The sequence below is a fragment of the Streptococcus sp. 27098_8_73 genome (assembly GCF_041432495.1).
Lineage (GTDB): Bacteria > Bacillota > Bacilli > Lactobacillales > Streptococcaceae > Streptococcus.
Genome location: NZ_JAPVZT010000010.1, coordinates 34,390 through 46,845, shown reverse-complemented (window position 1 = coordinate 46,845; position 12,456 = coordinate 34,390). Strand labels below are relative to the sequence as shown.

At 42.1% G+C, this 12,456-nt stretch carries 11 protein-coding genes and 2 pseudogenes; 12 read left to right on the top strand and 1 reads right to left on the bottom strand.

Translation table 11 applies throughout. The features are described from left to right. The first annotated feature begins 61 nt into the window (after window positions 1-61). The 6 genes and pseudogenes from O3651_RS07670 to O3651_RS07645 all read left to right on the top strand — a co-directional run bounded on the left by O3651_RS07670 (window position 62) and on the right by O3651_RS07645 (window position 5,908). Window positions 62-409, top strand: a complete 348-nt coding sequence (locus O3651_RS07670) for a hypothetical protein (RefSeq protein ID WP_371610120.1) — start codon at window positions 62-64, stop codon at window positions 407-409. 9 nt (window positions 410-418) lie between these two features. Beyond that, entirely contained in the window at window positions 419-766 is a 348-nt protein-coding gene (locus O3651_RS07665) for a class Ib ribonucleoside-diphosphate reductase assembly flavoprotein NrdI (RefSeq protein WP_371610091.1), read from the top strand. Window positions 767-963: 197 nt separating this feature from the next. Further along, entirely contained in the window at window positions 964-1,095 is a 132-nt protein-coding gene (locus O3651_RS07660; protein WP_005590956.1) for a hypothetical protein, read from the top strand. Window positions 1,096-1,627: 532 nt separating this feature from the next. Then, window positions 1,628-2,395 (top strand): annotated as a pseudogene (locus tag O3651_RS07655) (ABC transporter ATP-binding protein). After that, on the top strand, window positions 2,388-4,376 hold the full coding sequence (locus O3651_RS07650; protein WP_371610090.1) for an FtsX-like permease family protein: 1,989 nt from the start codon (window positions 2,388-2,390) through the stop codon (window positions 4,374-4,376). Before O3651_RS07655 ends, O3651_RS07650 begins: the two are co-directional and overlap by 8 nt. A 131-nt stretch (window positions 4,377-4,507) precedes the next feature. Further along, window positions 4,508-5,908, top strand: coding sequence for an amino acid permease (locus O3651_RS07645; protein ID WP_371610089.1), 1,401 nt, complete (start codon window positions 4,508-4,510; stop codon window positions 5,906-5,908). A gap of 91 nt (window positions 5,909-5,999) precedes the next feature. On the opposite strand, the pseudogene O3651_RS07640 reads toward O3651_RS07645, so the two are convergent. Continuing rightward, a pseudogene (locus O3651_RS07640) lies at window positions 6,000-7,385 on the bottom strand (IS1182 family transposase). A gap of 288 nt (window positions 7,386-7,673) precedes the next feature. On the opposite strand from O3651_RS07640, the gene O3651_RS07635 reads away from it, so the two are divergent. The 6 genes from O3651_RS07635 to O3651_RS07610 all read left to right on the top strand — a co-directional run bounded on the left by O3651_RS07635 (window position 7,674) and on the right by O3651_RS07610 (window position 12,404). Next, window positions 7,674-8,099 carry a hypothetical protein gene (locus tag O3651_RS07635; protein ID WP_371610088.1) on the top strand — a complete coding sequence of 142 codons (426 nt, stop codon included), beginning with the start codon at window positions 7,674-7,676 and terminating at the stop codon, window positions 8,097-8,099. Between the two features lie 11 nt (window positions 8,100-8,110). Continuing rightward, window positions 8,111-8,395, top strand: coding sequence for a variable surface protein mvspG (locus O3651_RS07630; protein WP_371610087.1), 285 nt, complete (start codon window positions 8,111-8,113; stop codon window positions 8,393-8,395). Then, window positions 8,392-9,051: a DUF4176 domain-containing protein gene (locus O3651_RS07625; protein ID WP_061422387.1), complete on the top strand. Its 660-nt coding sequence runs from the start codon at window positions 8,392-8,394 to the stop codon at window positions 9,049-9,051. Before O3651_RS07630 ends, O3651_RS07625 begins: the two co-directional genes overlap by 4 nt. Next, window positions 9,041-10,549, top strand: a complete 1,509-nt coding sequence (locus tag O3651_RS07620; protein WP_371610086.1) for a T7SS effector LXG polymorphic toxin — start codon at window positions 9,041-9,043, stop codon at window positions 10,547-10,549. The genes O3651_RS07625 and O3651_RS07620 overlap by 11 nt, the downstream gene beginning before the upstream one ends. A gap of 10 nt (window positions 10,550-10,559) precedes the next feature. Beyond that, the gene (locus O3651_RS07615) at window positions 10,560-10,988 is read left to right on the top strand and encodes a hypothetical protein (protein WP_061422390.1); all 429 of its coding nucleotides are present in this window, start codon (window positions 10,560-10,562) and stop codon (window positions 10,986-10,988) included. Window positions 10,989-11,213: 225 nt separating this feature from the next. Further along, a complete protein-coding gene (locus O3651_RS07610; RefSeq protein ID WP_371610085.1) occupies window positions 11,214-12,404 on the top strand; it encodes an RHS repeat-associated core domain-containing protein in 1,191 nt (396 codons plus the stop codon). The last annotated feature ends 52 nt before the right edge of the window (window positions 12,405-12,456 follow it).

The following is a 12,456-nucleotide window of genomic DNA, read 5'->3' as shown; positions in this document are numbered from 1 at the left end:
TTTGAGAAAACTTGAATGAAGTCTTGATAATATTCATTCAAGTCAGAAAGTGAGGAAAATGATGATGAAACAAGGTGGAAATCTATTGAGTGGAAGGACTATTTTGGGGCTTTGCCTAGTTGCGATTGGTTTTTTGACCCTTGGTTATGGTGGGGTGGAATTTGGCTTTGGACTAAGTTTGGGCTTTCAGTCATTTCTGATTGGTGGTCTTATTTGTATCTTGCTTGGATTGCTTGTGATGCCAGGTGTAGCAGTAGCTGTCAAGCTGGTGGTCTTGGCCTTGACGGCGATCAGTATCTTGCTCTATATTCACAGTATGCCTGATTTGGAAATTCTCTTACAACTGATATCGGATGTGGTGGTTGTAGGCTTTGCTACTTTTCTAGCAGTGCTTCTTTTGAGAAAGTAGGGAGAGGAAATGATTATAGTTTATGATTCGGTAACGGGTGTTGGGAAGAAATTTGCAGAATCGCTGGGTTATCCGACACAAAGCATAAAGGAAAAGTTGGAGGAACCCTGCATTCTCATTACGCGAAATGCTGGGGCTGGGAAAATTCCCTGGTCCACTAAGCGCTTTATTAAGAAACATTCAAGCTTGATTAAGGGTTTTGTCAATAATGGAGATTCAGTGAAGCATGGACGGACCTTCTGCGGGGCTACACCTTTGATTATCGAAAAATATGGGCTGGCGCATATCTGCGATATTGACCGATGTGGCAAGGAAGAAGACGTCAAACTTGTACAGGAATACCTAGCTAAACTCTAAGAGCGGATTGTTTATATGATAAATATATGGGAAAAGGATGGGTGATAATCACTCATCCTTTTTTTAAGATGACAAAAATGTAAGTTTAAAGCTTAAAATGAAAGGTTATTCGATGGTAGTGGGACGGAGAATTTTATATCATATAGGTGTAAGGAAAAACAAATCACAAATAATATCCAAATAAAAGGAGGCCCACTATGAAAACAAATCTCTTCAATCATAAACAAAAAACACAAATGGCGCAAAAGATTTCTAAGGAAGAAATCGAAAAAACCAGACTGGGCTGTGCATCAAGCCAGTATTATTTCTGGTTACAATATAGTCATTAAGAAGCAGATGCAGTGAAGGGGCTGGGATAGAGAGTGGGACAGAAATCGGTCATTCGTTAGAATTCGATTTCGTAGTCCCACCTCCGCACGGTTGAGTAGGGCTGTAAAAGCTGATGAAATCAGGGTAGTAGAGCCCACTCAACCACTGCGTCTTACTCGACAATCCAAAGACAATTGAGAGGCTAGGACTTTTGTCCCAGCCTCACCACCTTTGTGCCCAAATGGAACTGAAAGTTTAGAGAGGCAAACTTGCAAAGCAACCCAAACCATACAGCCTGCTCTATCTAATGAACATCAGTTTTTTCCAGCACTGGAAAATCGCTAAGTGACAAAAATGTAAGATTAGCGTCCAAAATGAAAGATTAGCTTATGGAAACTTATCGGGCTTTTCGGTATGATAATAGTATCGTTTTTAGTTTGCTTTCAGTAGGGGCAGTGGCTCAGGTAATCTTGGAGCAGAGCTAGCTAATAAAGCATTGAAAGCTAAGCTAAATAACCATTTTACATATAAATAAAAAAAGAGGTTCAAGTAATGACATTATTAGACGTACAACACGTGAAAAAAATTTATAAAACCCGCTTTCAGGGCAGCCAAGTAGAGGCACTAAAGGATATTCACTTTACAGTAGAAAAAGGCGAATATGTCGCCATCATGGGGGAGTCTGGCTCTGGGAAGTCCACTCTGCTCAATATTCTAGCCATGTTGGACAAGCCGACAGAGGGGCGCGTCTTTCTCAACGGAACTGATACGGCAACCATCAAGAATAGCCAGGCTTCCAGTTTCCGTCGGGAGAAATTAGGCTTTGTCTTTCAAGATTTTAACTTGCTGGACACCCTATCGGTTAAGGATAATATCCTCCTGCCTCTGGTGCTCTCTCGTCGCTCCATTACCTAGATGATGCAAAAGTTGGTTACAACCTGCAACGAGTTAGGGATTAACAAACTGCAAGAGAAGTTTCCTTATGAGATTTCCGGTGGCCAGAAGCAGCGGGTGGCAGTTGCTCGCGCTATCATTACTGAGCCTGAAATTTTACTTGCGGATGAGCCGACAGGAGCTTTAGATTCTAAGTCCTCGGCAGCTCTATTGGATGTCTTTGACGACATCAACGACCGCGGCCAGACTATTCTCATGGTGACCCACTCGACTTCGGCAGCCAGTCGGGCCAAGCGGGTGCTCTTTATCAAGGACGGGATTCTTTACAATCAAATCTTCCGTGGCAACAAGACCGAGCGGCAGATGTTCCAAGAGATTTCCGATACTCTGACAGTTATGGCAAGTGAGGTGGAAGCTCATGCTTAGATTAACTAGTAAGCTTGCGCTTTCTAACTTAATCAAAAATCGTAAGCTTTATTATCCTTTTGCTCTGGCGACCTGTCTGGCTATCGCCATCTCCTACATCTTTTTCTCCTTGACTTTTAATCCCAATCTAGTAAAAATGACTGGTGCAAGCGCCGTTTCTATGGTGCTATCTTTTGGGATGGTTATTGTCAGCATCACGACCAGCATTATCGTCTTTTATGCTAATAGCTTTGTTTTCAAGAATCGCTCCAAAGAGCTGGGCCTCTACAGTGTGCTAGGGCTCAATAAATTCCACCTCTTTGTCATGGTGGTAATTGAATTACTGGTATTTGGTCTGGTCACTCTTATCCTTGGACTAGGGATTGGACTCTTATTTGACCAGTTGATCTATGCTCTCTTGCTGAAAATCATGGCGATAAAGGTCGTCTTGGTGTCAACTTTTCAGCCTGCTGTAGTTATAGCGGTTGCCGTTTTCTACGCCTTTGTCTTTTTCTGCTTGATGATTAGCAATGGTCTGCGCCTGAGAAAGCTTGATGCGCTGCAATTGGTCAAAGAGAAGAATAGTGGAGAAAAGAAAAGTCGCTTTTTATTCCTGCAGACACTACTTGGGCTTGCAGCCTTGGCATACGGTTACTTCCTTGCACTAGGAGTGACCAATCCCTTGTCAGCAGTCTTTACATTCTTTGTCGCAGTGCTCTTTGTGATTCTGGGAACCTATCTGCTCTTTAATGCTGGAATTACAGTCTTTCTGCAATTTTTGAAAAAGAAGAAGTCCTATTATTACCAACCTAATAACATGATTTCCGTTTCCAACCTGATTTTCCGCATGAAGAAAAATGCGGTGGGCTTGGCAACAATTGCCATCCTATCGACCATGGTTTTGGTAACCTTATCTGGCGGAGCTAATATCTATGCCGGCGGTGACTACATGCAAAAGGCTATGTTTCCTCATGATTTTAGCATTCAAGGAAAAGGAACCACAGGTGAGCAGATGGACCAAGTGCTGACAGAGTTTGTGAATGAGCAGCAGTTGCCAGTCACTAAGAAAGGTGTCTATCCATACTATACGATGGGAGTGACAAGTCGTGCTGACAACCAGCTCGATATCAATGCTGCCGCTCAAAAATTTGTCACACCGAAAACGTATATTTTGGCTATTTCAGAAGCGGATTATCAGAGTATGACGGGGAAAAGTCTTGATCTTGGGGATGATGAAGTGGCACTTTATCAGCAAGGTGTGAAGTTAGATTCCAAGCAAGACTTACAGCTGGCTGGCCAGACCTTTAAAATCAAGAAAGAACTCAAAGAAGACTTTATCTTTGGTCATTTACCTGATCAGATGAACATGATCGTTCCAGAGAAAATCTACATGGTTCTTAAAAACCCTGACCAAATCTTCTCTGCAATGACAGATAAATATGCTGTAAACCTTAATTATTATGGCTGGCTTGATACAAAGCTGTCAACGGAAGAACAGCGCAATCTGAGGGATGCTTACCAAGAAAAATTGAATCAGTTTAATCAGACCTTGGCTGAAAATCAAGCGGTATATGGCTCGGTAACAGCTTTTGATAAGCAAGAAATCAAAGGCATGCTGGGCGGTATGTTCTTCATCGGTATCTTCCTATCAATCGTCTTTATGCTGGGAACCATCCTCATCATCTACTACAAGCAGATTTCAGAAGGGTACGAGGATCGGGATCGCTTTGTGATTCTACAAAAGGTCGGTCTGGATGAGAAGCAAATCAGACAAACCATTCGGAAACAGATTTTGATTGTTTTTTTCCTACCACTGGCCTTCGCCTTTATCCATCTGACCTTTGCCTATCATATGCTGAGCTTGATCTTGTCTGCTCTTGGTGTTCTTAACTCAGCTCTCATGCTGGCTGTGACACTGGGTGTCTGTGCAATCTTCTTTATCAGCTATGTGATTGTCTTCATGATTACTTCCCGCAGTTATCGTAAAATTGTCTCTATGTAAGAAGTTGGGTTTTCCCAGCTTCTTATTTTGTATTTCTTTGCCAAACGATAAAGTGGCATTTTAAAAGAGACTTTGGTAAATCCAATAATCTATGATATAATAAACCATCTATGCTTTGGAGGGAGATTGCTATGAATATTTTTCGAAAAAAAGATGCCAGTAAAAACAGGACGGGAATGCGGCGGCACCTGAAACTGATGGATTTGATTCTTTTAGGGATCGGTGCCATGGTTGGTACAGGGATTTTCACGGTTACAGGAATTGGGGCGGCGACTTATGCTGGTCCAGCTCTGATTGTGTCGATCGTGATTTCTGCCCTATGTGTCAGCATCTCTGCTCTATTTTATGCGGAGTTTGCCTCTCGAGTTCCGGCTAATGGCGGAGCTTACAGCTATATTTACGCTGTTTTAGGAGAATTTCCGGCTTGGCTGGCTGGTTGGCTGACCATCATGGAATTTATGACAGCTATATCAGGTGTAGCTTCTGGCTGGGGTTCTTACTTGAAAGGGCTTTTGAGCGGCTCTCATATCCAGCTACCGACAGCCTTGAATGGTACATTCAATCCAAAAGCAGGGACTTATGTGGATTTGTTGCCTATTCTGGTTTTGGTCTTTGTGACAGGCGTAGTACTTCTAAACTCAAAAGCAGCCCTGCGCTTTAACTCAGCCTTGGTTGTCCTAAAATTCTCAGCCTTGGCTCTCTTTATTCTCGTTGGGCTTTTCCATCTTCGACCTGAGAATTGGTCTAACTTTGCGCCTTTTGGTTTTGGTCAGATTTATGGCGGTCAGACGGGGATTATGGCTGGAGCTTCTCTGATGTTCTTTGCTTTTCTGGGCTTTGAGTCGATTTCTATGTCTGTGGATGAGATCAAAGAGCCTCAAAAAAATGTGCCGCGCGGCATTGTCCTTTCCCTTGGGATTGTAACCATCCTCTATATCTTGGTAACCTTGGTCTTGACAGGCTTGCTCCACTATACCAAGCTAAATGTTCCAGATGCAGTAGCTTTCTCACTTCGCAGTATTGGACTAGATTGGGCTGCCAATTATGTTTCTATCGTAGCGATTTTGACCCTGATTACCGTCTGCATCTCCATGACCTATGCCTTGTCTCGGATGATTTACAGTATAGCGCGTGACGGACTTTTACCGCGGTCTTTCAAGGAATTAACTGCTACTAGCCGCGTGCCCCAAAATGCTACCATCTTAGTGGGGATTGCCTCAGCTATTTGTGCGGGTATCTTTCCTCTTGCTAGCATCGCCTCTTTCCTCAATATCTGTACATTGACCTATCTGATTATGCTGGCCTTTGCCATTTTGAAGTTGCGGAAGGAAAAGGGACAGCCTAAAGCTGGAGAATTCAAAACTCCGCTAGTGCCTCTAACTCCTATTTTATCTATTATCATCTGCCTTTCCTTTATGACTCAATACACCTGGGACACTTGGTTGGCCTTTGGCATCGCTCTGCTTTTGGGAATTTTGATTTACTTTGGCTACGGCTATCGTCATTCGGAAATAGAAGTGAAAGAAAGATAATGCAAGAAACTCTGTGAAGAGTTTCTCAGAACGTAGACAAACGTCATTTTTGGCGTTTGTCTTTTTGTATTTTCAAAAATATTTTGTCTCATCATCTGCTATTCCATCCAAAAATCGGATTTAGAACAAAATAAAAAGGCTTGCCCACCCTCATTTTTACTAGTTTTTTGAGATTCAAACACGCCAAAGTAAGCCCAATCTTATCTTCTATCTTGGACTTGCCTTTCTCTCTTGTATAACGGAGATTGTGGTATTCTTTGGCTGTCCCAAAGAGCCGCTCAATAGTTTCTTTGCGTTTCTTATAGAGCTCCTTCATCCCTTTTTGGTGGCGAATCTCTTCACAAAATTCAAGCGCGTCCTTTCATACATGTCTTGTGATGACTTTCTGTTGATTCTGGCTTCGAGTACAAACGGATAATAGGGGACAGGAAACACATACTTTTGGATGACTCTTATACTCACGGTAGCCTTCTCGAGTCGTCGTGCAATAGACCAATACTTGGTTCTCTGGACAGAGGTAACAGTCATAGAAGGCATCATAAACAAAATCACCGGGTCTTAAGTTCCCCTTTACTCCCTTGGGGTGGGTATAAGGGAAGACGGGGATAATGTTTCGCTGTAATAAATAATGGGCAATAGCTGGGGTCTTATAGCCTGAGTCCGCAATAATGTAGCGTGGGGAGAAAGCTTCTAACTTTGAAAAAAGGGCAGGGAAAGCCTGACTATCATGAACATTTCCTGCTTCAACACTATAAGCTAAGGCCCAGCCATTCTTATCACAAGCTACTTGGGCAGAATAGGCAAATACTTCCTTGTGTTCCCCCTTGTGGAACCAACCACTCTCAGGATCTGTCCTTGAGATTTTCTTTTCTTTAGCCTCGCTTTCTTTTGCGGGCTTTAAGGACTTTTTTTCGTGTTTTCTCCTATCTAAATCAATCTCAACTGCCAATTGCTCACTCATAAATTTAGCTTGTTGGGCAACCATTTCCTTATGATACTTGTGACGGTTAGCTGCCGCTTTGATATGGGTACCATCCACAAATATTTCAGAAGGATCAATTAAACCAGCACATAAAGCTTGATGGAGTACTTGTGAAAATATCTCAGCAATCAGTGCTTTATCTTGAAAGCGACGACTGTAATTCTTTCCATATGTAGTAAAATGGGGCACCTTGTCATCCAAGCTTAGCCCAAGAAACCAACGATAAGCGACGTTTACTTCAATGTCTTTAATCGTTTGGCGCATGGAGCGAATGCCATAAAAACATTGAATTAAAGGGATTTTGACTAACATGACGGGATCTAGACTAGGACGACCCTGATCGGGGCTATAGGTATCTTCAACTAAGTCATAGATAAAGTCAAAATCAACCTCTGATTCCACTTGGCGAAGAAAGTGATCCTCTGGGACCAATTCGTCTATCGTATAGAAGCCATATTGGCAGCGATGATAATCTGGTTTTTCTTTGTGAAACATAGGGAACACCTCACAATTCTTCTTACCTTTATTATACGACTTTACAAAAAGAAAAGCCCTTAGAAACTTGAGTTCTAAGGACTTTGTCTTCAATCTGAGAAACTCTGTGAAGAGTTTCTTTTTTGAATATGATCCGAATCTGCTATGAGGACATAAGAGCAGTAATATGATAATTTTGCAATTTCTTCTCTGTCAATATTCATCTATATTTTCTAGAAATCAGTAATAAAATATGGTAGAATGTGGATAGTGACAATGATATAAAAACGGAAGGAATTGTCAGATTTTATGAAGTCAAATCCTCAACTGGCCAATTTTTATATGGAAAAATATCAGACAAGTATAAAGAAAGGCAACAATCTGCAAGCTCAACGTCAAAAGCTACTTGCTAAGATTGAGCGCTTAGAGCAGGCAAATCGTGAGTTAGACCAACAAATTGAAAATATCAATTCACTACTGAGCAATGATTTTTCTCGACTGGAGAAGGTAGATGGATCTCGTTTTAGAGGAAGTGTAAAGGGTAGATTTTTAGAGAAATGCACCCATGCTAAACAAAATCTAATGACCTACCAGTCTAAACAAACTTCAAATAAAGGTGAGATTAGTAGTAAAATTAAGGAACTTCAAGATGAAGCAGATAGTTTACTAAGAAAGAGTTCGATGGCCTTTACAGAAGCAGATAGTTACTACTCCATAGCTCTCAGCTATTCGTAGGAGGAAATTAAATGTCAGAAACAAAAGTTGATTTGTCAGTATGGGAAAGTACTACTAAATCTGCTGAAACTTATGTATCCTCTATTTTTGATATGACTCCGCTGGAATTTAACAACTCAGACTTAACCCCTTTTGTGAATTTTAATGACTATATTACGCTATTAAACAGTTCATTAAATAGTTTGCGGACTTTTACCAGTACGGATGTGGTAAATATGAACCGTGCAGCACAGAATAAAGTTGCTGATGATCATACGGAAGCATCCAATATTCAAAGTTCGAGGGGGAAGAAATGAACGAATTGCAGTTGTATATATTCGAGCAGGGATTAGAGGAGCTGAGTCTGTGTGAAGCAGAACACCAACATTTACGCACGATTGGCATGACCTTAGCGGGTCATCCCAAAGTGTTGCGCTCCTGCTATATTGCTTTTCTGAAAGGAGAGTCCAAATGCAGGTACAAGCCATTGATTGGGGCTCCGCTTCTATTCAGTTTTCATTATCATCAGGAAGAAGTTGAGATTGAGCGGATTGAGACCGCCTATCGTGTATCCTTTTCTGTGTTTATTCGCTTTTTTGCTTTAGTTGATTTGGCCTTCAGTAAGATCTACCCATTGGGAACGATTGTGGAGCTGGATAAGGAGCTGCTTCCGACCGAGTTGGTTGAGCAGTTTGCTTCGGAGGAGATGGATTTTTATGCAGTTCTATCTGGTCGTCGACTGCAATTGGATTCTCAGTCATACATTGATTACGCAGGACATGTCTATCCTTACGGTATGCGTTTTGATACATTGCCTCTCTACATCAGTAATCTCTTTATCAAGCGGGTGATTTCCGAAGGTTACAGTGATGCAAAAGACAGCCAGCATTGCGATAAGGAGTTGAGAGAGTTCTATTTCAAGGGATCTGTCTACTCTACCATTTATGATGTGGAGGTTGCCAATGAAGATTGATATGAATGAAGTGCAGAGTAACAAGACCAAATTGGCTACTTCAATCAAGCTGATGCGGGGGCAGGTTGAATTAGCCCGCTCAAAATTGAATCAGATTGTAGAGAGTCAGGCACTGCAGGGAGATGTCAAGACAGCTATTGATGCTAAAGTTAAGAACCACCAGATGCCTATGATGACGCATTATCTGACAGCTTTGGAGATTATGTCAGCTGACTACGAGGCATTGATTAGCACCTTTCAGTCGGAGGTGGGAGAGAGTGCTCAGGATGCAGTGATTGATACGGACTATCTGGCAGAGTTGGGCACTATCTTTCCAGGGATTAGTCAGGGCTTGGCCACTATTCGGCAGAGTCTATCTGGAACTTATTCAAGGATATCAGACTTAATCACACTGGATGCGTCTTCAACCTCGGATATATCCAGTAATCTGAGTGCGGCTAAGCAAATTTTGACGGATACAACGGATAAGATGTCAGCTTTCAATGATTTGCCTAGACCAGAGACTTTTTCCAGTATTATCTCGCAACAGAATGCCCAACTTGGAGTACTGAGATCTGTTCAGGGGCCGCAGTATGCGACTGAAAAGGCCAGGGCACTTTATACGAATCAAAACTTTGCTTTATCTGTAACGCAATACCAGCTACTTAGTCACCAGTCCAATTATAGAGTCATGCTTCAGCAGAAACTAGCTCGTTCCTTGGTAGATTCCTATTACAGTAAGCGTCCTGTTCAGGCTTCCATGCAACCATATAAGCTGGATGCGAAGACCAAAGACTTGATTGAGAAAGCTAACAAAGGCGATCTTCAGGCTATTAGTGAGCTTTCTAAGAGTTATCGCTATGATAAGACGATGGAGAGGACCGTGCCTTATCGTTCTCAAGCTGAATTAGCTCGGTTAAATCAAGAAGTTTGGGATAGGACCCTCACAACTGGCCAACATATTTTAGGCGAAATTTTTGGAATCTATGACGTTTACCGCTTGATTACAGGGATTGATCCAGTTACGGGTGAGGAGACCAGTCGCTTAGAAGCAGGTTTATGGCTCGCCTTAGATATATTACCCTTCCTCAAAGCTGGCAAAGCGGGTAAGTTAGGGAAAATCGCAAAGACAGCTGACAAGGTAGATGATGTAGCAGATGCAGTCAAGGCGGTGGATAAGACTACGGATACTGCAAAGGCGGTAGACAAGGCGTCCGATGCTGGTAAGCTTTTTAATCCTCCTAAATTAGATAAATTATCTCCAAAAGAGATAGTTGACCTAAATATACAGGAGCTAAAAGGAAGACTGCCAGAAGGCTGGACATTCCACGAAAATAATGGACGTGTTCATATTAAGGGAAATGGGAAAATGCGAGTTCGTATTGATCCACCTGATAATGTTGGTACAGATTATACTCATATGCACATTTATGATAAAAATGGGAAACCGTTAGATATTCATGGGAATAATGTTGATGTAAAAAGCCCTGCGGGACATATTCCTTGGGATAAATGGTAAGGAGAGAGTTATGTTACTATTTAATTTAATAACTAAACAAAAAGAGATTGCAGCAATAGATTATTGGGAAATGGGAATACTAGATTTAAAGATATCCTATTTTGGAGATGAGGTTTCTTTGTGCATAGAAGATTATCATAACAAAGAAAAATACTGGGAAATTAAGTTTTTAGTATGCGCAAAAGTAGAGTATAGCAATGATGCTTTAGACATTCAGTGGAGAAAAGATCAATCCGTTAAAAACATGACTAGAGGAGAATTACATCATCATGGTCAAGAAATTTCTTTACAAATTTATGAGGAGAATCCTGATTTTGTGAAGTGTATGGTTGATATTGGTTTGTTGCAAATGACAATTGTTTGTCGTGATATTCAGATAGAACATCTTGATTTAAAGAGTGCTCATTTCTTTTGGCAGGATAATGAAACTTTAGAGTGAGTAAAGTGTTGAATTTAGATGATTGGAAAGTATAAATCACTTTCACAAATACAATTTGTGACTTAGTTCAATTTCTAACTAGGGGAAATTTTCCCCTAGTTTATTTTATACTAGCCTCACAGTAGACAAGCAGTATAAGCTCATATCGCCAAGGAAACCATCAAGCAGGATGGCGAAACACTAGTCCATACCTATACCTACGATACTCTGGGTCAAGTGGAAAACATGACCGTATCGGATGGAGCTGGTAAGGAACTCTCTAAACTCTCCTACACCTATGACCTAGCGGGCAATAAACTGACTAGCACTGAGACGGTAGATGGCAAGGAGAGCCAGACACGCTTTACCTACGATGACCATAACCGCTTGACCAAACTGGAAGGGCCAGATGGTACCATCACCTATACCTACGACAAGAATGGCAATCGCATCGCTTCTGAGAAGAATTCAGAAAAGCTAGACTACATCTACGACACAGAGAACCGTCTGCTTGCGATCAAGGACAAGAAAGGCCTGCTCATGGCTGCGCTTTACGACGGGGATGATAACCGTGTCTTCACTGCCAGTCGTAAGGAAGGCAAGAACACCTACCAGCTCTTCCAACGTAAACCAAAGGATACCAAGTCAGGTCGCAAATCACCATACACAGCCCCAAGTGGGGAGCAACACTCCCTCTTCTGGTATGGCTTTACTCAGAATGTCCTCCAAGCCCTGTCTACTTTACCACAGACAATAGGAAGCATCTGGCACAGCATCTTTGACGATGTATCGACAGCCTACCACCAGAAGGTGGCTAAGGATCGAGCGACCAAGGAGGGGATCGTTGTCAACCCACCAGAACTTGGAAACTTACCGGGTCAGGGAGAAGTGACCTATGCCAGTCAGGTTCAGGATGTCCTCATCCCTTATACTACACGAGAGGACACCTACAACTACTACGAGGAACGCAACTATGTCAATGATGTCAATCGTGAACATACAGAAGTCCTCGAAACCTATGACCATGATGGCAAGGCCCGTGAGACCTATAGCTACGGCAAGGGTCGAGCTAGCTACCTCAACAACCAAACAGGCGACAGCTACAACTACTTGACCAATCAGTCAGCCTCTGTGACAGGCTTGACCAAGGATGGACAAGCCGTCGCCTCAATTAGCTATAACCTCTATGGGGCAAGAAAGACAAGCACAGACACAACAGGGAATCCCTTTGCCTATAACGGCGAAGCTCGTGACGATACTGGACTTGACTACTTACGCGCAAGGTATTATGATAGTCAGGGAGGTACTTTCTTAAGCGAGGATAGCTACCCAGGAGAGGACACAGACCCTCTTAGCCAGAACCGCTACAGTTATGTGCAGAACAATCCTGTTAACTATACAGACCCAAGTGGACATAATATGGTTTGGTTATGTTGATGCTACGGATGAAATTCATAGTGGTCCATATTTAAAAGCAACAGTAGGTGAG